Origin of the sequence: Bifidobacterium sp. A11 (assembly GCF_000499185.1) — a bacterium.
Classification (GTDB): domain Bacteria; phylum Actinomycetota; class Actinomycetes; order Actinomycetales; family Bifidobacteriaceae; genus Bombiscardovia; species Bombiscardovia mizhiensis.
Map to the genome: position 1 here is coordinate 360685 of NZ_AWUO01000001.1, position 22391 is coordinate 383075.

At 60.3% G+C, this 22391-nt stretch carries 20 protein-coding genes and 1 tRNA gene; 7 read left to right on the plus strand and 14 right to left on the minus strand.

The window, feature by feature from the left end:
* Window positions 1–23 precede the first annotated feature (23 nt).
* A complete protein-coding gene (locus P273_RS0101540) occupies window positions 24–1067 on the plus strand; it encodes a ribonuclease H (protein WP_029676009.1) in 1044 nt (347 codons plus the stop codon).
* A 107-nt stretch (window positions 1068–1174) separates the two neighbouring features.
* Window positions 1175–1873, plus strand: coding sequence for a ribose-5-phosphate isomerase RpiA (gene rpiA / locus P273_RS0101545; protein ID WP_024626759.1), 699 nt, complete (start codon window positions 1175–1177; stop codon window positions 1871–1873).
* A gap of 85 nt (window positions 1874–1958) precedes the next feature.
* Here the strand turns inward: rpiA and P273_RS09750 are convergent, their stop codons facing one another.
* The gene (locus P273_RS09750; RefSeq protein WP_004268639.1) at window positions 1959–2048 is read right to left on the minus strand and encodes a 30S ribosomal protein bS22; all 90 of its coding nucleotides are present in this window, start codon (window positions 2046–2048) and stop codon (window positions 1959–1961) included.
* Between the two features lie 67 nt (window positions 2049–2115).
* Complete coding sequence (locus tag P273_RS0101555) at window positions 2116–2766, minus strand: lipase chaperone (protein WP_024626760.1); 651 nt, start codon at window positions 2764–2766, stop codon at window positions 2116–2118.
* 90 nt (window positions 2767–2856) lie between these two features.
* On the opposite strand from P273_RS0101555, the gene radA reads away from it, so the two are divergent.
* From radA to P273_RS0101575, 4 genes are all read left to right on the plus strand, one after another.
* Window positions 2857–4263, plus strand: coding sequence for a DNA repair protein RadA (gene radA / locus P273_RS0101560; protein WP_024626761.1), 1407 nt, complete (start codon window positions 2857–2859; stop codon window positions 4261–4263).
* Window positions 4264–4386: 123 nt separating this feature from the next.
* Entirely contained in the window at window positions 4387–5250 is an 864-nt protein-coding gene (locus P273_RS0101565) for an ABC transporter substrate-binding protein (protein ID WP_029676010.1), read from the plus strand.
* Window positions 5251–5275: 25 nt separating this feature from the next.
* A complete protein-coding gene (locus tag P273_RS0101570; protein WP_024626763.1) occupies window positions 5276–6133 on the plus strand; it encodes an amino acid ABC transporter permease in 858 nt (285 codons plus the stop codon).
* The gene (locus tag P273_RS0101575) at window positions 6130–6897 is read left to right on the plus strand and encodes an amino acid ABC transporter ATP-binding protein (RefSeq protein WP_024626764.1); all 768 of its coding nucleotides are present in this window, start codon (window positions 6130–6132) and stop codon (window positions 6895–6897) included. The genes P273_RS0101570 and P273_RS0101575 overlap by 4 nt, the downstream gene beginning before the upstream one ends.
* Window positions 6898–6918: 21 nt before the next feature.
* On the opposite strand, the gene P273_RS0101580 is transcribed toward P273_RS0101575, so the two are convergent.
* The 5 genes from P273_RS0101580 to nusA form a co-directional block, all read right to left on the minus strand.
* A complete protein-coding gene (locus tag P273_RS0101580) occupies window positions 6919–8052 on the minus strand; it encodes a riboflavin kinase (RefSeq protein WP_024626765.1) in 1134 nt (377 codons plus the stop codon).
* 119 nt (window positions 8053–8171) lie between these two features.
* Complete coding sequence (truB, locus tag P273_RS0101585; RefSeq protein ID WP_024626766.1) at window positions 8172–9230, minus strand: tRNA pseudouridine(55) synthase TruB; 1059 nt, start codon at window positions 9228–9230, stop codon at window positions 8172–8174.
* Complete coding sequence (rbfA, locus tag P273_RS0101590) at window positions 9214–9717, minus strand: 30S ribosome-binding factor RbfA (protein ID WP_024626767.1); 504 nt, start codon at window positions 9715–9717, stop codon at window positions 9214–9216. Before rbfA ends, truB begins: the two co-directional genes overlap by 17 nt.
* Window positions 9718–9846: 129 nt before the next feature.
* Window positions 9847–12615, minus strand: coding sequence for a translation initiation factor IF-2 (infB, locus tag P273_RS0101595; RefSeq protein WP_024626768.1), 2769 nt, complete (start codon window positions 12613–12615; stop codon window positions 9847–9849).
* A gap of 183 nt (window positions 12616–12798) precedes the next feature.
* The gene (gene nusA / locus P273_RS0101600) at window positions 12799–13857 is read right to left on the minus strand and encodes a transcription termination factor NusA (RefSeq protein ID WP_024626769.1); all 1059 of its coding nucleotides are present in this window, start codon (window positions 13855–13857) and stop codon (window positions 12799–12801) included.
* A 140-nt stretch (window positions 13858–13997) separates the two neighbouring features.
* Between nusA and P273_RS09470 the strand changes: the two genes are divergently transcribed.
* Window positions 13998–14813: a hypothetical protein gene (locus P273_RS09470; protein ID WP_155804666.1), complete on the plus strand. Its 816-nt coding sequence runs from the start codon at window positions 13998–14000 to the stop codon at window positions 14811–14813.
* Window positions 14814–15245: 432 nt separating this feature from the next.
* On the opposite strand, the gene yicI is transcribed toward P273_RS09470, so the two are convergent.
* From yicI to P273_RS0101635, 7 genes are all read right to left on the minus strand, one after another.
* Window positions 15246–17666: an alpha-xylosidase gene (gene yicI, locus P273_RS0101610; RefSeq protein WP_024626771.1), complete on the minus strand. Its 2421-nt coding sequence runs from the start codon at window positions 17664–17666 to the stop codon at window positions 15246–15248.
* A 1-nt stretch (window position 17667) separates the two neighbouring features.
* Complete coding sequence (locus P273_RS0101615) at window positions 17668–18525, minus strand: carbohydrate ABC transporter permease (protein ID WP_024626772.1); 858 nt, start codon at window positions 18523–18525, stop codon at window positions 17668–17670.
* Window positions 18526–18529: 4 nt separating this feature from the next.
* The gene (locus P273_RS0101620; RefSeq protein ID WP_024626773.1) at window positions 18530–19498 is read right to left on the minus strand and encodes a carbohydrate ABC transporter permease; all 969 of its coding nucleotides are present in this window, start codon (window positions 19496–19498) and stop codon (window positions 18530–18532) included.
* A 113-nt stretch (window positions 19499–19611) separates the two neighbouring features.
* Entirely contained in the window at window positions 19612–20904 is a 1293-nt protein-coding gene (locus P273_RS0101625) for an ABC transporter substrate-binding protein (protein WP_253269549.1), read from the minus strand.
* Window positions 20905–21108: 204 nt separating this feature from the next.
* Window positions 21109–21981 (minus strand): substrate-binding domain-containing protein, encoded by an 873-nt coding sequence (locus P273_RS09190; protein WP_051354082.1) that lies wholly within the window; start codon window positions 21979–21981, stop codon window positions 21109–21111.
* 27 nt (window positions 21982–22008) lie between these two features.
* Complete coding sequence (locus P273_RS10200; RefSeq protein ID WP_301280162.1) at window positions 22009–22119, minus strand: LacI family DNA-binding transcriptional regulator; 111 nt, start codon at window positions 22117–22119, stop codon at window positions 22009–22011.
* 130 nt (window positions 22120–22249) lie between these two features.
* Window positions 22250–22335, minus strand: a tRNA-Ser gene (locus tag P273_RS0101635).
* Between the last annotated feature and the right edge of the window lie 56 nt (window positions 22336–22391).

Genomic DNA, 22391 nt, shown 5'->3' on the forward strand with positions numbered 1-22391 from the left:
ATCTGTTTGTCTAGGCTGGAACCATGACCAATGACAAGAATCTGGTCGTCTCCACCGACGGCAGCGCACTGAGCAATCCCAACGGCCCCATGGGCTGGGCCTGGGCCGATCACGAGGGCGGCGACGCGGATGCAGGCGGCGCAAGCAACGGCACCAATCAGATTGGCGAGTTGTGTGCCGTCCTGCAGGCGCTCCGAGCACACCCAGGCGAGCGCCCGCTGGTCATCGAAACCGATTCCCAATACGCCATCAACTGCTCCACCACCTGGGTGCCCGGGTGGAAGAAGAAGGGCTGGAAGAACTCGCAGGGTAAGCCGGTCAAGAACCGTCCTCTGATCGAGGCTATCGATCGGGAGATCCAGGCACGGCCGGGATCAGTCAGGTTTGTCTGGGTCAAGGGTCACGCCGGCGACACCTTTAATGAGAAAGTGGACACGCTGGCCCGCGGCTATGCCACAGCTGCAGGCAAAGGCGATCGGGAAGGCTGTCTGCCCGTTGAGGGCTGGCGATCACTGCTGGCCTCCCCCTACGCCAAGGGCACGCAGGTGCCGTCCGCAGTCAAGGAGGAGCTGGACGGAGGACCCCAGGTTCTGGACGATCTTGGCCGCAAGAAGGTTCGCCTGGACCAGAAAGAGCAGAAGGACCTGGCCGAAACCGCCGTCGAATCCGAGGCCGTGGATGCCGAGCAAGCCGAGTCCGTAGCCGCGACATTCTCAGGCTCGCTAGCCGCAGCAGCAGACGAGCGGGACGACGTGCCGTCTGAAGCCATCAATGACACGCCCGCTTCTGGCATAGCCGATGATCAAAAAGACGATCCCTCGCCGACTTTCAACGACACTTCGGACACTAACACGGTTGATCAAGAGACCAAGAATTCCGGGGCTCGGGGACTGAGAGCCAGCGGCCGCCTGCGCATCACGCCACCGCCTTCTGGCAGCAGCATGTTTACTGGACAGGACCTGCATATCGTCGGCAGCATCGACCTGGACGCCGCTATCGACCCTGACGGTTACGTGACCATTGATGAGGCGCCTTTCCGCCTGCATGCCATCGAAGCGCGGGACTGAGCGGCTTATGGACCGTCAAGGGCCATCGTCTACACTGGAGTGAACCTGAACGAACAAGACCCGCGGATATCAGCTGTTAAAAGCATGGCGGGCATGAAGGAGCGTCTATGGACAAGACCGAGCAGGACAGACTGAAGAAGGCCGCCGGTATCGAGGCAGCCAAGCTGGTCGAGAACGGCATGACCGCCGGGCTGGGCACCGGATCCACGGTTCGGTTCTTTGTGGATGAGCTGGGACGGCGCGTCAAGGAAGAGGGCCTGGAGTTCACAGGCGTGACCACCTCTCGGCGTACCAAGGAACAGGCTGAAGGCTACGGAATCCGTATCGTCGACATCGACCAGGTAGACCACATCGACGTCACCATCGACGGCGCCGACGAGGTCGACAAGAACTTCAACGGCATCAAGGGCGGCGGCGCAGCCCTGCTCTGGGAGAAGATCGTAGCCACCAACTCTCGAAAGATCGTCTGGATCGTGGACGAGTCCAAGGTGGTCGACACCATCGGCCGCTTCCCCCTGCCGGTGGAGGTCATCCCCTTCGGCGAGCGCCACGTCCTGGACCGCTTCAAGGAGCGCGGTTATAACCCGGTACTGCGGCTGGACGACCAAGGGCAGCCGGTTCTGACCGACGAGCACAACCACATCATCGACCTGCATCTGGATCGGATCGAGCACCCGCAGGACCTGGCCCAGGACCTGATTACCACCGTGGGCGTCGTGGAACATGGTCTCTTCCTCAATATGGTTGACACAGTCATCGTGGGTGACCCCAACGGGCCCCGGGTCATGACCAACGCCAACAAGTGAAGATAGACGGATATATACATGAAGCCCCCCGCGTCCAATCGATGCGGGGGGCTTCGTTGACCCTGATGGGCCATAAGTCATAAAGCTACTTGCGCTGGTGACGAGTCTTGCGCAGCAGTTTGCGGTGCTTCTTCTTGCTCATCCGCTTGCGGCGCTTCTTGATGACAGAACCCATCCGAGCCTCCGATCCTTAGTTACCTGGAAGTGTCCAACTTGCTTATCGTACACCGCTTGGGGGACGATCAGAGCGGAAAGGCCTTGTAGAAAGCCTCCAGCGCAGTCCGCTGACCCTGAGCGCGGAAGACCACCGTGTCGTTCTGCCAGATGACCAGTGCCTTGTGTTCGTCGTCACCATCCGCCTTCTCCAGGTAGGATCCGGTGACCGTGCCCCCGCTGCGAACCTTGCCCGAAGCCAGCTCCTTGCCGGACATGCCGGTGGACTGGCTGTCATAGAGGGCCTTGGCATCCTCGCTCCTGGACCACTGGGCCAGGTGGAGGGTCACGTCACCGCCCGACCTTCCGGTGGAGTAGACCAGGCTGTACTCCTCTATAGGCGTACGGGTGCTCCACTCGCTGTCGGAATCAGCCTTGACTCGGGCGAAGCCGCCCACTGTGTCAGGCATGGCCTTGAGCAGCTCCGAGGCCGAGTCCGGTAAGGGCGCCGCCGTGGCCTTCGGGCTGGCCTGGGAGGGTCGTGAAGAAGCGGAGGCCTGGGCTTGTGCATCTGGTTGTTGGCTGCGCACCGCCCAGTGTGGCCATACGAAGGCCGACAGGAGCACCAGAACCACTACCGCAGCCAGGGCGATGACCAAGCCTATACGTCGACGGCGTTGCCGGTCATGCGCAGAGGAATCGGACGAAGTAGAAAGGGGTGCAGAAGGATTGTCAGCCATGCCTCCATTCTCTCATGGGCGGGGTGTCGGCACTGCGAAGAAGGCGTGAAAGCCCGGACCCTCGTCCCTGAATCCCGATAGCGTGCAGGTATGGCCAAGACGACGACGCAATACGTGTGCACGGAGTGCGGCTGGACCGGCGGCAAGTGGTTCGGACGCTGCCCGGAATGCGGCCAGTGGGGAACCATCGAGGAGTTCCACGAAGCCCGCGTGGGTGCAGGAGGGGGTCTGTCCTCCTCAGGAGGCAGTCATACGGCACCTGCGCCACCGACAACCAGCCTGGCCCGGCCCATCACCAGGGTGGGCACGGACCAGGTCAAGCGCATCCCCACAGGATTCGAGGAGTTCGACCGGGTCCTGGGCGGGGGCATCGTACCCGGGTCGGTCATTCTCTTGGCCGGCGAGCCAGGCATAGGCAAGTCCACCCTCCTGCTGGAGACCGCCGGCCGCGTGGCCAACCGGAGCGGCAGGGGTGGCAAGGTACTCTACATATCCGGCGAGGAGTCCCAGGCCCAGGTGCGAATGCGGGCCAGTCGGGTGGGGGCCCTCAAGGACTCGCTGCTGCTGGCTTCCACGACCGACCTGGCCACGGTGCTGGGGCTGATCGAGCGTGAAAAGCCGGCACTGGCCATCGTGGACTCAGCCCAGACCATCGTCTCCAACCAGGTTGACGGCATCTCCGGAGGCTCCACACAGGTGCGTGAGGTGGCCATCAGCCTGATCGACATGGCCAAATCGCACGACATCCCCATCCTCCTGGTCGGCCACGTGACCAAGGACGGCTCCATCGCCGGACCACGGACCCTGGAGCATCTGGTCGATGTGGTCTGCCAGTTCGAAGGCGACTCCCAGACCGCCCTGCGCCTACTGAGAGCCGTCAAGAACCGGTTCGGCCCCACCGACGAGGTGGGCTGCTTCGACATGGGTGAACAGGGTATCGAGGAGGTCAGCGATCCCACCGGGCTCTTCCTGTCCACGACCGGGCAGGAGGTGGAGGGCACCTGTGTGACCTTTACCTTGGACGGCCACCGCAGTCTGCCCATCGAGATCCAGGCCCTGGTCACTTCCTCGGTTCTGCCCACGCCCAGACGCAACACCAACGGGATCGATGCCAACCGCCTGGCCATGCTGGCCGCGGTGCTCTACCGCCACGGCCGTGTCAATCTGCTGACAAGGGACCTGTATGTGTCCACCATCGCCGGCGGGCTGGCCAAGGAACCCGGATGCGACCTGGCCATCGTGGCCGCCCTGGCCAGTGCAGCCAAGTCCCGGCCCATCCTGCGCACGACCTGTGCCATGGGCGAGATTTCGTTGACAGGGCAGGTCAGGCCTGTGCCTCAGCTCAACCACCGCCTACAGGAGGCCGCTCGTCTGGGATTTACGCGAGCGCTGGTTCCGCCCGACCGGCATTCAAGAGGTCGCAAGCCCATTCAGGGACTGGAAGTGGTCGAGGTCACCTATCTGGCCGAGGCCCTGGAGGCCCTGGGACTGGTCTGAGCCAGCGGCCGCTGGTCCCCTATCGCACCCTATGGCGCTCACCTGCCGACTCGTTAACCTGCCGGACTAGGATGGAGTCGCCGGAAGACCGACACCCATCATCATCGCGAGGAGCAGATCAGCATGACCATCTTCACCAGGAAAACCATACGCAGGCTGACGGCGGCCGCACTCACGACAGTCACGCTCATGGCCGGCGCGGCCTGTGGCTCCTCATCGGGCAACAGCGGGCAGTCAGCAGACAAGCAAGACATCACCCAGCAGACCATCAAACCCGGCAACCTGACCATTGCCACCGGAGATCCGGCCTACGCCCCATACGTGCAGGACAACAAGCCAGAATCCGGCAAGGGCTACGAGGCGGCCGTGGCCTATGCAGTGGCAGAGAAAATGGGCTTCGACAAGGCACACGTCACTTGGACCCGGACCACCTTTGATGCCGCCATCGCCCCAGGCAGCAAGGACTACGATCTGAACATCCAGCAGTTCTCCATCACCCCGGAGCGCCGTCAGGCTGTGGACTTCACACCCAGCTACTACAACTCCACCCAGTCGCTGGTCGTCAGGAAAAACTCGCCATACGCTTCTGCCACCTCCCTTGCCCAGATCAAGGACGCCAAGATAGGAGCCATGGTCGGCTCCACCTCCTACGAGATGGCCCACAAGCTGGTCAAGCCTGACATCGACACCTTCAATGACGACGTGGCTTCATCCCAGGCCTTGGATGCCAACCAGATCGACGCGCTTGTTGTGGATACTCCTTCAGCCGTGACCATGGTCGATTCCAAGCAGGTCAAGGATGCCAAGATCCTCGGGCAGATCAAGGGATCGCAGGACCCGGAGGGCATGGGCATAGTCCTGCCTAAGGGCTCCAAGCTGACCCCGGCCGCTTCCAAGGCTGTCACCACCCTGAAGAAGGATGGAACCCTGGACAAGCTGCAGAAGCAGTGGCTGCACGTCTACACCTCCCTGCCCACCCTGGGCTGAGAGAAGAAAGGAAACCTTGTCGTTCATGGCCCCCTCGGCACAGGACGCGGTCAGCGATATCCAACGGGAACGGGAACGCTATGGCCGTCGACAGAATCTGCGCTCCGTGGCAATCAGCATCGCCAGCACGCTTGTACTGGCCCTGCTTATTGCCCTAGGGCTGCACGCCTCACCCGGCTGGCCCCGAGTCAAGCAGTCGTTTTTCTCCGGTGCCTACTTCGCGAAAGCCTTCCCCAAGGTTCTCCAGGGGCTCTGGCTCAATCTTGAAGTTCTCTTCTTCGCAGTCATCGGCGTGGCCCTGCTGGGCACCCTGCTGGCCATGATCCGCACCAGCCGGAACCCGTTGCTCTTTCCCCTGCGGGTGCTGGCCCAGGTCTACACCACGATCATGAGGGGCATCCCCATGATCGTGGTCCTCTACCTGATCGGCTTCGGCATCCCCGGACTGGCCATCTTCAACCGGATTCCGGCAGCCCTGCTGGGCACCGTGGCGATCATCCTCTCCTATTCGGCCTACATCGCCGAGGTGCTGAGGGCCGGCTTCCAGGACGTCGGCCCCTCCCAGAGGGCGTCGGCCCGCTCACTGGGCCTGACCTCGGGGCAGACCATGCGTCTGGTCGTCATCCCCCAGGCCCTGCGCAAGGTGGCTCCGGCACTGATGAACGACTTCATCTCCATGCAGAAGGACGTGGGGCTGATTTCGGTTCTGGGAGCCGTTGACGCGGTCAGAGCGGCCCAGATCATCGTGGCCACCTCCTACAACTTCACTCCATACGTGGTGGCCTCGGTGCTCTTCATCGCCACCTCGGTCCCCTTCATTCTTCTCAACGACTGGTATTCCAACCGACTGCGCAAGCGCGAACAGAGCGGAGGCATGGTATGAGCGAACAGGCAGGCGCCGAACAGGACCAGCCGGTGCTCCGTCTGGAGGATGTGCGAAAGACCTACCCTGGGGGTAACCAGGTTCTGCGTGGCATCTCCATGACCATCATGCCCCATGAGACCGTGGCCCTGCTGGGCCCCTCCGGCTCGGGCAAGTCCACCCTGATGAAGTGCATCAACCTGCTGGAGACGGTCAATGACGGCAGGATCTGGCTGGGCGGCACCGACATCACCGATCCCAGGATCAACCAGGATGCCTGCCGGGCCCGGATCGGCGTGGTCTTCCAGCAGTTCAACCTCTTCCCCCACATGAACGTCCTGAAAAACGTGACCCTGGGAGCCATCAAGGTTCACGGGATGCCCAAGGATCAGGCCAGGGAGCGAGCCCTGGAACTCCTGGACCGGATCGGCATGAGAAAGAAGGCCGGAGCCTATCCAGACCAGCTCTCCGGTGGGCAGCAGCAGCGGGTGGCCATCGTCCGAGCCCTGATGACCGACCCGGAACTGCTCCTGCTGGATGAGATCACCTCAGCCTTGGACCCCATGCTGGTGGGCGAGGTTCTGGCCATGGTATCGGAGCTGACTGCCGGGGGCACCACCATCCTCATGGCCACCCACGAAATGAGTTTCGCCCATCATGCAGCCAACCGGGTGGTCCTGCTGCTGGACGGTGTCATCGCCGAGAACGGAACACCGCAAGAGGTCATGGACGAGTCCGAGAATCCACGCACCAGGGAATTCTTCAGCCACTTCCGAGGACTGTGAATTCCCAGGTGCCTACAGTCTTCAGGCGGCGGAAAACGCTCTTTCTGCCGCCTGGGTCAGTTCCAGGGTGCGATCGGCATCCAAGGCCAGTTGTCGTCTGAGGGGCTCCTCGCCCGCATACCGCTTCTGACCGCGCAGATGGCTGAGGAACTCCACGCGGACCCGGTGGCCGTACAGATCCACCCAATCCGGCCGTACAGCGTTGGCCTCCAGGATTCTGGGCATCTGTTCTCCTGGGGCTAGGAAGGTCTCCTTGGTGCCAATGGAGATGGCGGCAGGCATTCGCCAGGGCGAACCCTGAGCCAGCCGACCCTCTCGTCCCTCCGGCGTTGCCATAGGATCCGTAGGCAGACCCAGGTCGATCAGCCAACCCGCATAGACCCCGTCTGCGGGCATCATCCCCTGGCTGTTGGGTGCAAGATTGGCAGTCGGGAATCCCAAGCGGCGGCCCCGCTGCTCCCCATGGACCACGGTGCCTTGAACCATGTGTGGCCGGCCCAGAATATCCAGGGCCGTATCCACGTCGCCATCCAGGATCAGCTGCCGAAGATGAGAACTGCTCCAGGCCCTTACCCGACGTCGCGCCAGGCCGTCAGCGTCAGGCAGGGTGCAGTCACCCGGACCCTGGTCATCCACGACTTCCAAGTTGAAGAGTCCTGTATCTGCCAGATCACCAATGGCCTTGATATCGCCGACCCGCCCTGCGCCCATCTGCGCATCGCGGCCCAGGACCAACGTCCGCATGGCCAGCTGTTCGGTAAGCTGCTTGAGGAAGAACCGATAGGACTTGGCTGCAAAGGCCAGCGTGTACCGCACCACCACAACCTGCTCCAGCCCCAGTTGGGCCATGAGCCGCAGGCGCTCCTCCAGCGGCATGATCTGATCAGGGTCATGGCGAATCAGGTCCAGGGACGGTTCAGTCATGTCATGGCTGTCAGCATAGCTGTGGACCAGTTTGGGACTAGGGTCGAAGACCATGGCCATGGACCGATCCCGACCCTTGGCCGCGAGCTCGACCACCCGGCGCAGGAGGGCCTGATGACCCCGATGCATGCCATCAAAGACACCGATGGTGACCACGCTGGACCGGGCCCCCAAGGTTCCCGGCCACCTGACAATGCCCGACTCATCCGGGCTGACATGGCTGACCTTCATCCGCTTCCCATCACTTAGTCATGGCGGCTCCCGAACCCGGGCGCCGAAAATTCCTTAAGCACTGTATGCCTACCGTCGCACCCTGGCAAGACCCTGGGGTTAAACCCGAGCCTGCCCGCTCAGGCCTCTGGATGGAAGACCACATCCGGTTTGGCCCCGCCCCGTGGACTGGGCACTAGGATGGCAGCCAGACGTTGCCTGCCCGCAGGTCCGGCCAGGGCGGCCGTGGGCCCGGCGACAGGCAGATCCAAGAATCCACCATTGGCCACTCTGGCGGCCTGATCGGCATCCAGACTCAGAACGGGCATGCTCATACGTGCCGCATGTGCCAAACTCAGCGAACCGTCCAGGATCGCCTGCCGGTCACGGTCCAGAACCATACGACTGCGGACAACCGTCTGACCTTGCCGGTTCCGGTAGGTGTGAGGGGCCACATGACCGCCCAGTACCCTGGATGTCAGGTCGGAATCCTCCAGGTCGAATGGACCCACACGAATCCTTCTTAGAGCAGTCAGGTGGCCGCCCAGATCCAGTCGCTCGCCCAGGTCGCGAGCCAGGGCTCGGATGTAGGTGCCGCTGGAGCAGGACACCTCCACATCCGCATCGACCACCCTGGTGCCCTGGTCGGGCAGGTCCACACGGCGCAAGTCCAGCAGACGGAAAGATGCAATCCGAATGCGGCGGGGTTCCAGCTTGACCTCCTGACCTGCTCGAGCCAGGTCATAGGCCCGCCTGCCCTTGACCTTGATGGCGGAGAAGGCATCGGGTACCTGGTCGATCCAGCCGGTGAAGCAGCGATCAATCAGATCCTGCAGACCCTGGGCTGTCAGCTCGTCCACCCTATGCGCAGCTCCAGGACGCACCGGCAACAAATCCCCGTCCGCATCATCCGTGGTGGTGCCCAGCCCCAGACGCATGGTGGCCCGGTAGGTTTTGTCATGACCGACGATAATCGTCAGCAAGCGCGTGGCCTGACCGAATCCAATAACCAACAGGCCGGTGGCCATGGGATCCAGGGTCCCGGCGTGGCCTACGCGGCGCATGCCGAGACCAGAGCGGACGGCTGCCACCACGTCATGGCTGGTCACACCGCTCGGCTTGTCAACAAGGATGATGCCCGAGGTCGGTTCACCATGACCGGAATCCCTCAGGTCCGACAGCTCAGCGGTCGGCTTCATCCGCATCCTCAGCCGCAGACTCATCAGAAGCAGAGTCCGAACCATCGGCCTCTTCCTCGTCGTCATGGCGGTATGGATCGGGGTCGCCAGCATAGCTGGCATTGACCCGGGCCTTGGCCATGGCCTCGTCCCGGTGACGGGCTGCAGTCAGCACATCCTCAATCTCGGTCGCCTCGGCAGGCACCTCATCATAGATGAAGCGCAGCGTAGGTGTCAGCCGCAGACCAGCCCGGGCACCGACCAGGGTGCGCAGCCGGCCGGAGGCCTGCCGCAGGGCTTGCTGGGCGCGCTTGCGTTCCCCGGCCTCATGACCGGACCTACCCAGCTGGGTCCAGTAGATCTTGGCTATCTGCAGGTCGTTGGTGACCCGAACCTCAGTGACGGTGACCCCTGCCAGGCGCTTGTCGTGCATCTGGGACTCCAGCGCAGAGGCCACGACCCGTTGTATCAGGGCCGCTATGCGTACAGCGCGGGGATTTCCAGCCATCATGATTCCTTTCTCGAACCGTCTATGACCAATCGTCGCATTCATGGACATCCGCCCCGGCCAGGGAGTACCCAGACCGGGGCGGATCGCCACAGATCCTCCGACATGTAGTCGGAAGGTCGACAGGCTCTACTTGCGCTCCACTTCCTGCATCTCGTAGGTCTCGATGATGTCGCCCACCTCGATGTCGTTGAAGGAGCCCAGGTTGATACCAGCCTCGTAGCCCTCGGACACCTCGTTGACGTCGTCCTTGAACCGGCGCAGGGAGGAGATCTCCAGATCGTTGATGGTGACCACCCCGTTGCGAGCGATTCGGGCCTTGGTGCCCCGCTTGACGGTGCCGTCCTGGACCATGACACCCGCGATGTTGCCGAACTTGGAGGAACGGAAGATCTCGCGGATCTCGGAGTGGGAGGTGGTGACCTCCTCGTACTCCGGCTTGAGCATGCCCTTGAGCGCAGCCTCGATGTCCTCGATGGCGTTGTAGATGACCGAGTAGTACTTGATCTCCACACCCTCGCGGTCGGCCAGATCCTGGACCTGCCGGTTGGGCCGGACGTTGAAGCCGATGATGACGGCCTTGTCGACCGTGGCCAGGTTGACATCGTTCTGGGTAATGGCGCCCACGCCTCGGTGGATGACCTGGATCCCGACCTCGTCGGAGACCTCGATCTTCATCAGGGAGTCCTCCAGGGCCTCGACCGAGCCGGAGGAGTCGCCCTTGATGACGATGTTGAGCATGTCCACCTCGGACTTGGCGAACTGCTCCTTCAGGCTCTCCAGAGAGACCACCTTGCGGCGCTTGGCCAGCTGTGCAGCACGGGCCGAGGCCTCGCGCTTCTCGGCGATCTGTCGAGCGGTGCGATCGTCGGGCGCAACCAGGAAGAGGTCGCCGGCGGTGGGCACCGAGGTAAGCCCCAGCACCTGGACAGGTGTGGAAGGACCGGCGGCATCCATCTGCCGACCGTTCTCGTCCAGCATGGCGCGCACACGGCCATAGGCCGATCCAGCCACGATGGCATCGCCCACATGCAGGGTGCCCTGCTGAACCAGCACAGTGGCTACAGCTCCGCGGCCCTTGTCCAGACGGGCCTCGACCGTGGCGCCTCGAGCGTCCATGTCGGGGTTGGCCCGAAGGTCAAGGTCGGCGTCGGCAGTCAACAGAACGGCCTCCAGGAGCTTGTCCACATTGGTGCCCAGCTTGGCGGAGATGTCGACGAACATGGTGTCGCCGCCATACTCTTCGGATACCAGACCGAACTCGGTCAACTGACCGCGCACCTTCTGGGGATTGGCTCCCTCGACATCGATCTTGTTGACAGCCACCACGATGGGCACATGAGCAGCCTGGGCGTGGTTGATGGCCTCCACGGTCTGCGGCATGACGCCGTCGTCCGCAGCCACCACCAGGATGGCCACATCAGTCAGCTCGGCACCACGGGCACGCATGGCCGTAAAGGCCTCGTGGCCAGGGGTATCCAGGAAGGTGATCTTGCGATCCTCCCCGTCCAGGGTGACCGTGGCCTGGTAGGCACCGATACGCTGGGTGATGCCGCCGGCCTCCTGGGTGGTCGTGTTGGTCTTGCGGATAGTGTCCAGCAGACGGGTCTTACCGTGGTCGACGTGGCCCATGACGGTGACCACTGGAGGCCTGGGCTGCAAGTTCGCGTCATCCTGGCCCTCACGTTCTTCGTCCAGGTTGATGTCGAACTGCTGAAGAAGCTCCTTGTCCTCCTCCTCGGCGGAGACAATACGGATCTTCCATCCGATCTCATCGCCCAGGATTTGGAAGGTGGCCTCATCCAGGGACTGGGTGGCCGTGGCCATCTCGCCCAGATGGAAGAGCACCGTAACCAGAGCGGCGGGATTGACGTTGATCTTGTCGGCCAGGTCAGCCAGGGTGGCGCCCTGACGCAACTGGACAGTACGGCCGTTGCCTGCAGGGATGCGCACGCCGCCGATGACGGGTGCCTTCATCTCCTGGAATTCATGCCTCTTGGCCATCCGATTCTTGCGGGCCTTGGAGGACTTGCCTCCCTGGCGACCGAAGGCTCCAGCAGCGCCGCCACGACCGCGACCCCCACGGCCTGAACCGCCGCGGAAACCGCCTGAGGGTGCCGACGAAGCGCCTCCGAAACGGCCTCCGCCCTGATGCGTCTGCTGACCGGGACGGCTATGGCCCCACTGCCCTGGACGGGCGCCCTGCCCGGAACGGCCACCACGACCGTTGCGGAACCCGCCCCGGCCCCTGCGGGAGTCGTTGACGGTGGGCCTGGCCATGGGGTGTGGCCTGGGGATGTCTGAAGGCATAGGGGCCTTCATCCCCTGCTTGCGGCTGAAAGGATTGTTGCCTGGACGAGGCGTGGACGCCCCCGGCCGTGCGCCATGACGCGCTGCTGCAGCGTTGGATCCGCCGGTGCGACCATTGTTGCGCGACCCCTGAGGGCCGGGCCTACCCATGGCTGAAGGCTTGGGCCCACGGGACTGATTGCGCTGCTCATGCTCATTGCGGTTGCCCTGAGGAGCACCGGGCTTGGGGAAGTGGCCACCGGGACGCTGCTGACCCCGTGGGGCGTCGCCACCCGCCGAGGGCCGATGACCCTGTCCGGGCTTGGGCGCAGACATGGATTTCTGAGTGCCACCGGACTGCGGGCGGCCATGCTGACCCTGGCCGCTTCCATGATTAGTGCTGCCGGGACGTGCATTTCGTGCAGCGGCCTGACCGGCGTCACCCTGTCCCTTCTGAGGGAAAGCGTTCTTGAGTCGACGAACCACTGGGGCCTCGACAGTAGAGGATGCGGACTTGACGAACTCGCCCATGTCCTTCAATTTCGCCAGAACAGTCTTGCTGTCTACGCCAAATTCCTTGGCCAGCTCATACACGCGTGCTTTGGGCACTTACTTTCTCCTTACCGGACCGCGCATATGACCGGCGCGATCACTCTTTGATGACGGCGAACATATCCTGTCTCATCGTGCGACCATGATCGTGTTACCTCGTCTCTGTGCCGGGGCCGACGGCATGAACCACCGGACTCGGGATACCGGATCCAGCATACTCGCGTCGTCGGATGTTTGCTCTCAGGCGTCTTCACCAGCAGCCGAAGTCGATTGCGCCTGTAGCTCACGCAATTTTTGCTGGTGGGCCTCCTCGGACTCGATGCCGATCTTCCAGCCGGTCAACTTGGCGGCCAGACGGGCGTTCTGACCCTCTTTGCCGATGGCCAGGGAGAGCTGGGCGTCCTTGATAAAGGCAATGGCCGTGCGGTTGGACTCGCTGACGATCTGCACCTGGCGGACCACGGCCGGGGACAGGGCCGCCGCTACGAACTCAGCAGGATCCTTGGACCAGTCCACAATGTCGATCTTCTCGGGTCCCAGATTCTCCATGACGGCACGGACGCGAGCGCCAGCCGGACCGATCAGCGCACCCTTGGGATTGACCCCCTTGGTGTTGGCACGAACCGCAATCTTGGTTCTGGCCCCGGCCTCACGAGCGATGGCCATGATGGAGACTGCGCCGGAGACCAGCTCAGGCACCTCCCGCTCAAAGAGGCGACGGACCAGCTCCGGGTGGGAACGCGACACGATGATTTCCGGCCCCTTGAGCCCACGGGAAACATTGACCACGTAGACGCGAATCCGCTGGCCGTGCCGGTAATGCTCTCCAGGCACCTGCTCGCGGCGGGGCAGAATGGCTTCGACATTGTCTACGGCCACATGCACATTGCCGGGATCGCTGGCATCCTGCTGCACGACTCCTGTGATCAGATGGCCCTTCTGACCCGAGAAAGCTCCGAAGACACGCTCGTCATCAGCCTGGCGGAAGAGCTGGCGGATGACCTGGCGGGCCGTGGACGCCGCCAACCGATCGAAGTCCTTCGGTGTGTCGTCATATTCCTCGCCCAGGTCATATCCCGGTTCAGGCTCTTCTGGCGTGGGCTCCCGGGCGATTTCGTCCTGTGCCCAAATGGTAAAAGTCCCCGCACGTTCGTCCAGTTCCACCCGTGCGTGCTTGGCTGCGTGAGGCGACTTCTGGTAGGCCAGAAGAAGGGCCTCACTCAATGCTTGATCCAAGGTCTCGGCATCAATCCCTTGTTCGTGTGCCAGCTGATGAATTTCAGCCAGGTCCAGTTCCATGTCAAGACCTCCTATGAAGTTATTCAGACTGCGCTTCTTTTAGTCTGCAATGCCTACTATTCTAGCCTTTCATGCAGACACAGCCGGTTCCTGAATACCACGGGTGGGCGAGTCGTCGGCCAGCGATCCTGACACGACGGATGAGAGCCGGTATCGGCGTGCTTCTGCTGGCCGTCACCATTTCAGGATGTGCGCCCTCAGCGGTGCACATCAGTCAGCACGACCCCGACAATCTCCGCCCCACAGCCTGCGAGCAGGCGTGGACGCAAGCCCGGCAGTCGGAAAGACTTCAGCAGGATCAGGCAGACAGCCGGGCTCAAGCCTGGGTCCAAGCGGCCCGCGAGTGCCCTGCTCGCCTAGACGAAGCTACGGTACACGCGGCCCAGGCTTTGACGGCCTCCCAGGACGACGCACAGGTCAATCGCCAAAAGGCTACGCTCAGGCTGGTCCAGGCCGCACAGCGATTGGATCCGCTGGCCAAGGCGCTGCCCACCGAATTAGCCGATCAGGCCATCACCGGCGAAGACCGTTCCGGATTCGAACTCTCGGTCCTTGCGGCCCGCAAGACGGATGCCGCATGGATGCTGACCCTAGCCGATGCACACACTACTGCGGCGCAGATTCTGGTCGGTCACACCAAGCACGATCCCCGGCAGGGGGTCTATCCCACCACTGATCTGCTGGCGCACCCTGACGAGTGCACCGATCCCGCCAACGGAATACAGGCCCCCACCCCTGCCCTGATCGAGATGGATACGGCCCGGACCCTTCTGGCCGTAGGTAGAAAACTGAACGGATCCTCAGGGACAATACGAACTGACGCCAGCCAGAACGCGCAAAGCCACCAGGAAGCCACATCGGCCCTGGTCGACATGATCGTAGCCCATATAGCCATGGCCATGAACCTTGGCTACCCGACCACTTCGTCAACCCTGCTGCAGACACCAAAGCGCTGACTTCCAAGACGGATCAGCCGCCCGCAGGCCGCTCTGATCGCACCCTCAGGTTTCCTCATCCGCATATACGAACAAGCCCTGCCAATGCGTGCTCAAGACCTGATCAAACATGAAGATCAATCGCCAAGCACAATAGATTAACCATCACTCACCGTAGATTTCACGAAACTTTGCGGGTGGCGTTAAAGGTTCAGACAGTGATACTATAGAACGTGTTCCACAGGAGCATTCCATAGGAACGCGGGGGGTATGAACCCGTGCAATGCAGGAGGCGACCCGGTGCTGGCCATCGCATCGCCTTCTGCATTGGACGGTCTTTTTCATTTGCTCAGCTCAAAGCTCAGAGCTGTGTCAGGCTGCCTGTGGTATTACGCGAACATCCGATCCGACCGGCAAACCGACAGCCTTCTATACGGATGCAGCCCTCCTTGTTCAATCTGCTGACAGAACCAGACGCCCGTTCCGGGAAGCCTTACCCTCGCCCATCCCTAGGCAACCGGTGAATTCCCGACCATCGGAGGAAGTGATGGTTACTGCGCTTCCTGAGCGTTCCGCCTGGAAGACAAGGCTGCTTCCATCTTCCTCGGTTACCGTCGCACTGGCTCTTCCATCGTGAGCCAGGAAGACTGAGACCGTAGAATCGGTTCCATAGGCATATTCTGTTGAGTCCTGTCCCGGGCGAGTGACCAAAACAGTGCCATCACGCACCCAGAGCGGAACCGTGTCGAAGCCATGCTTTTCGTGCATCCACTGGCCGGACTGTCGGCAGTCCACCTGCCGGCCGGTGAACCAATCCGTCCATACCCCCCGGGGCAGGTAGTATTCCACATCACCCGTGTAGGAAAAGACCGGCGCCACCAAAAGCGAGGGCCCGAGCATATACTGGCGGTCGCAATCCAGTGCCGTCCTGTCGTCAGGAAACTCCATGAACATGGAACGCATGACCGGGACCCCGCGCTCATGTGCACCAAGTCCGACCTGGTAGAGGTATGGCATCAAGGATATCTTCAACCTGGTGAACTTTCGCAGCACACTCACTGCGGTCTGCTCAGGAGGATTGACCACTCCCCTGCGCTGATCCTCCTCATCGAAGAGCCAGGGGACCCGGTAGACAGTGGAGCCATGCAGCCTGGAGTGAGAGGAGAGCAGACCGAACGCTATCCAGCGTTTGTAAACGGCAGGGTCGGGTCTTGCTCCCTCAAAACCGCCGATATCGTGGCTCCAGAAACCAAAACCGGAACTTACCAGCGATAGGCCGGCCCGCAGGGTCTGCGCCATGCCGTTGAAGGTGGATTCGCAGTCACCGCCCCAGTGGACAGGTTGCTGCTGGCCTCCCACCGTGGCCGATCGGGCATACAGGCAAGCCTGCCCTTTTCCGTAGACCTCTTCGATGGCCTTGAAGACGGTCTGGTTGTACAGTTGCGTATACCAGTTATGCATGCTCGCGGGATCCGAGCCATCGAACCAGGCCACATCGGCAGGGATGCGCTCACCGAAATCGGTCTTGATGGCATCTACGCCCTGCTTGAGAAGATGCTTGACGTTCTCTTTGAACCACTTACGAGCATCTGGATTAGTGAAATCCACCAACCCCATGCCAGCCTGCCAAAGATCGGTCTGCCATATGTCTCCATTGGGCTTGCGAACCAAGTAGCCCTTATCTGCAGCCTGGTCAAAGAGGACGCTTTCCTGCCCGATATATGGATTGATCCAGGCGCACACGTGCAGCCCCTTCTCCCGATGGAGGCGCCCCAGGGTCCCCTCTATGTCAGGGAAGAAGCGTCGATCCCATTGGAAGTCTGTCCAGTGGAATTCCCTCATCCAATAGCAGTCGTAGTGAAAGACGCTCAGGGGAATATGCCGTTGAGCCATGCCATCGATCATGGATGTCACGGTCTCCTCGTCATATTTCGTGGTGAAGGATGTGGTCAGCCAGAGCCCATATGACCAGGCGGGAACCTTGGCCGGACGACCCACCAAGGCCGTGTATCGCTCCAGAATTCGTTCAGGGTTCGGACCGGCGATCAGATAGAAGTCCAGAACTTCGCCAGGCACACTGAACTGCACGGTCTCCGTGTTTTCTGTGGCCACTTCGAAGGAGACATGCCCGCGGTTGTTGACCAGTACACCGTAGCCCTTGCTGGTCATATAGAAGGGAATATCCTTATACCCTTGCTCGCTGGCTGTGCCGCCATCTTCGTTCCAGATGTCTATGCTCTGCCCGTTCTTCAGATAAGGGCCAAATCTTTCGCCGAAGCCGTAGACCCTCTCCCCGACTGTCAGCCCAAGTTGCATGGCAGTGAAGACCGGAGACTCATCATAGGCCCTGGCCGTGGGCGCGACGCCGAACTCACCCACCGGTTGCGTACTTACGGCGGCGTCGGGAGCCAGAGCGAACCTTGCCAAAGACTTGCCCCTGGCATGGGTGAGTTCCTTGCCCTCGCAGGCAAAGGCCATGTCGAAAACAGGACCCTTGGTCATGGTCAGTCTCAGGTTACCCGAGGTCAGAGTCACCGAAGCCCCATCCTCTCCGACCTCGCCGTCGCCAGCGCCTTGAGCGGTAGCCTTGACGAATCCGGAATCAGGATCCTGCTCGTGCACAGGGAAGCCCGGACAGGTCCTGGTCCCCTTCCAATGGGTTGCCTGCACCCGGATGATCCCATCAGCCGGCGAGGTGGCATGGATCCGGAAGGTCGGCAGGTTCAGAGTGTCGGCCCTGCCGGTCACGACCCTGGTCGTAGCCAGGACATCGATGCTCCTCCCATCAGGTCCTACCGATAATTCATAGGGAGAACGTGCGTAGAGAGCCTCGACGCCGGGCCGGGTCAGCCAATATCCATTGGTGAACTTCATGTTATTTCACAGCTCCTGTAGTAATGCCCTTGGAAAGGGTTCTTTGGAAGATCAGATAGAAGATCAGCGTAGGTACGATGCTGATCAGCGAGGCCGCAGCCGTGGTGGTCACATCCATCAGCCTGTCTCCGGTCAGCGACGCGATGGCAATGGGCACCGTCTGCTTGGAATTATCGATCAGGAAGGCCATGGGAATCATGTACTCATTCCAGGTCCAGATGAAGAAGAAGACCAGCATGACGCTCAGCGTAGGCTTGGAGATGGGGAAGACGATGTCTTTGAGAATCCTCCACCGGCTGGCCCCGTCGATTGTGGCAGCTTCCAGAATGGCCTTGGGGAAGGTTCCGTAGACGCTGGACAGAAGATAGGTGCCGAACGCGCTCTGGATAACCGTGAATATGATGACGATCGACCATTGTGAGTTGTATAGGCCCATGGCCTTGAACATGATATAGAGCGGATAGAGCAGAGCTTCCTGCGGCATCATGTTAGCCAGCATAATCAGCAGGACGATCCAGCGCCTGCCCTTGACGCGGCCGATGCCCAGAGCGAAGGAGTTGAGCACCGACAGCCCGACAGCCAGGAATGACACCAAGGCACAAATCCATACGCTGTTCCAGACTTTCTGGGGGAATCGAACTCTGGTCCAGAATTTCACCAGTCCAACGGCGCTGAATTCGTGCGGCCAGGAAAGAGGACCTGAGGCGTTGTAGTCTGCCGTGGTTTTGAAGGCGTTCAACAGAAGAACGAAAAACGGAAAAAGCATGATCAGTCCGCCGACGATCAGCAAGGCCAGGATCAGCCAATCTCCTGTCGTCCGATTTTTCCGTGCCTTGGGAATCTTGCTTACAGCAGTCATGATGTTACTCCTCGTCCTCTTGCTCGACCCGCTGCTGGACGTTGGTGAAAACGACAGAGATCACGATGATCACGATGGTCAGAGCCGTGGATATGGCGGCGCCATAGCCGACCTGTTGAGATTGGAAGAACTGCGTGTACGAATAGTATGAGGGCACGATGGTGCTGTCGCCCGGCCCTCCCTTGGTCAGCATGTACACCGGAGCGAAAACCTTCAAGGCTGCAATGGTGCAGGTCAGGGCTACCACGAAGATTTCCGGCTTGATTGCCGGCAGGGTAATGACTTTGAACCGCTGCCACCAATTGGCCCCGTCCAGACTCGCCGCTTCGTAGAGCTCAGGATCGACACGCTGCAGACCGGACATGAATATGACCAGGGGATAACCCAGCTGGATCCAAATCATGATGATCATCAGGAATATCAAGGCGGTATCGGGCGATCCCAGCCAGTTATGCTGAAAACGTCCCAGCCCAAGCCCTTTGAGTATGGCATTGAGAGCGCCGTTTTCAGGTCGGAAGATCCAGCCCATGACCAGAGCCGCCACCGAGATAGGCAGGAGCTGAGGGAAGTAGTAAACAGCGCGCATGGTTGAAGCGGTCTTGGCTCCAAACCGTTTTTGGACCACATCGAAGACCAGCGAGGCCAGAATCAAGCCGATCAGAATGGGGATGACGACCATGGCCACGATCATCCAGATGGAGTTGCGGAAAGAAGCCCAGAATGTAGCATCCCTGATCAGCCGCGACCAGTTGTCAATCCCGATCCACCGCGGAGGCCGTATCCCACGGTAGTTGGTAAAGCTTAAATAAATGTTCCAGATTGCCGGCACGATGATGATCCATAAAAGAACCAGCAACCCCGGTATCAGATACCACCAGAATCGATTTGAGGGATTGCCCGGTATCCTGGACATCCCGCGTTCCTCATCGGTCTTGGCAGCGACCGGTGCAGGATTTGCACTTCGAGATCCCATTGTTCGTTTCTCCTCAGCCTGAAAATGTGTCTATCAGGGCCCGCTGCAGATAGCAGCGAGGCGGAGGCCGACGGCTACGCGATCAAGAACGCAGTCGTCGGCCTGTGGTTTGACTACTTCTTGAGACCGGAGGTCTCGACGCCTTTGTCATACTTGCCCTGAAGCTCCGTAAGCACGGCCTTGGTGTCCTTGGTGCCATTGACCAGCTCCTGCAGACCCGCATTGAGCTCGTCATAGAAGGTTGAGGTCGGCCAGTCCAGATAGTAGCCCAGACGATCATCCTTGATGACCTGGTTGAAGCCGGCGATCAGCTCCTTGCTCTTGGGATCGCTTATCTGGGCAGGATCTGCCGCAATGGGCAATCCGCCAGAGTTGCCCATCAGGTTCTGATTCTCTTTGCTCAGCGTCATGTCGATGAACTTCGCAGCGGCGTCCTTTTTCTTGGAACGCTCTGGAATCACCCAGATGTTGCCGGAACCCCCGGGAATCTTCTTGGTTTCAGGGAAGAGGCCGACCTCCCAATTGACGTTGGGAATGTCGCTTTGGAAACGTCCGAACCACCAAGAGCCCGAGAACAGCATAGGATAGGTCCCCTTCATGAAGTTCTGTCCTGCATCCTCGGCTTTAAGCCCCGTCGAGTCTTTGCTGATGTAACCCTTGTTGACCCAGTCCTTGATGGTATCAGTGGCATAGGTCATGGCCGGGCCTTGCCAGTCCACCTTGCCGTCGTAGCGCTGATAGGCGTCAATCAAGCGCTGGTCGGCTTTTTGCAGGACCAACTGCCACCAGAGATGTTGGAGCGGGTATTCAGCCACGCCCTCGGACAAGGCTGTGACGCCGTTGTCCTTGAACTTTTGCATGGCCTGCTCCAATTCGGACATGGTCTTCGGTATGGCGATGCCGTACTTGTCGAACATGTCCTTGTTGTAGTACATCATCACCTCCTCGCCATAGGTGGTGATGCCATACCAGTCGCCGGATCCCATGACGCCCTTCTCGTCATACCTGCCTGGGACCGCCAAGGATCCGGTGATCTTCTTGTTCCATTGGTATTTCTTGACGTAGTCGTTGAGGTTGGACAGCAGGCCCTGGCTTGAAAGCAGGCCCGCAGTGGCGTTGCCTTTGTTGTACTCCATCACATCTGGGGCGTCATCAGAGTTGAGGATCTGGCTGGCGTTTTGTCTGATTTGCTCGAAGGTCTTCTTCTCGAAGTTGACCTTGATACCGGTCTTCTTCTGAAAATCAGCAATGGCCTGCTTCCAAGCCTTGCCCTGGGCGCCGTTATCCTCCTCGTAATACCAGATCTTGATGGAATCAGGATGCTCCTCTTGGGCGCTGTCACTGCCGCCGCATCCGGATAAGGCCATGATGCCCGCCAGACTTGCCACAGCCGTAACAGCTGCCATGATTCTCCGGGGAAACTTCATCGCTCCTCTTTTCCTAGCTTCATCGCTTGACGATTCTCCTTATTGGACAACCATTTGTTAATTTAATGATTTGACTATAATTGACATAGTATTTCGATGTTTTTCGATAAGCTATGACGCTACCGAGGCTCCCGTTTTCCGCCAATGTGGCGGCCTGGGCGCCATAGCAATCGCATACGGCCCTTAGTTATGTGGCCGGACTGGGCCAACAGATCCCCTGCGTTTATAGTTGGAACGCATCAGCTCCACTGTTCCCGGCTTTTTCCCAAGGCACTCCAAACACTCCATCAGCATGTCCACCCCACGAGAACATGTTTCATGCGGCATCATGGGAATCTCGTCAAGAGGACGTTCGAGAACGGAAGCGTTGCCGAAGGTGCTTAAAGCCAGCATGGAAATATTCTTCGGAATCGAAAGCCCTCGTTTTGACAGCGCAACAATGATGTTGTTCATGTGGCTGATGCTGGTCTGGGCCATGATCGCCGTGATCTCCGGGTCCAACCGAAAAGCCTGATCGATCAATTGACTGACGTGCCTGGCGTCGTCGCCAGTGGAGCACAGGAAAGTCATCTTCATACCCAGCACCTGGGCCCTGTCTATGACAGCCTTTTTGGTCCGAACCAGGAAGTTGGAACCTTGCTCATAGGACTGACTGTTGGCTCCGACCATGAGCAGATGCCGATGGCCCATCCGATAGAACTCATCGACGGCGCGCCGGCCCATGTCACGAAAATCGACATCAACGGAAATCAGGTTAGTTGGATTCCTGGCATAGCCTATAGAGACGTAGGGCACCAGAGAAGTATGGGCCTGGGCCACACGTGGGTCCTCCATGGTCACATCCAACAGAAGGACGCCATCGATCATGCCACTGTATGACATTCGAAGGAGTTCGTCAGTATCGTCTTCATCCATCAAAAGGACCACGTTGTAGTGGTAGTGTCTGGCCCTGGCAACCACGGCGAAGAAAAAGGTGGCGTAGTTCGAATAGTCGGTATAGGGATGCATTGGCGAGCTCAGCACGATCAGATGGGTTCTGCGGTCCCTGCGGAGCATGGCAGCCCCTGATCCGGGGTGGTAATCCTATTGCTGGACTGCTTTGAGAACCCTGATCTTCGTCGCGTCGCTTACAGGTCGTTTGCCCGAGAATACATAGGAAACAGTACTTATGGAAACTCCCGCCAGAGCGGCCACGTCCTTGATGCCGACCAAAGGACCTCCTTCAGCAGGAAGGCATGAGCCCCTATATCTTTATTCATGCACATGCCATTAACAGACAGTATACGAAAAAAGGCCCCGACCGTCGGGCCGGGACCAGTGAGGGCGGTTGAGGCGAGATTCGAACTCGCGGAGGGAGTTGCCCTCACACGCTTTCGAGGCGTGCTCCTTAGACCGCTCGGACACTCAACCATGGTCGTTGCCCGACACTGCCGAACAACAACTTTTCTATTATGCCACAGAGTCCC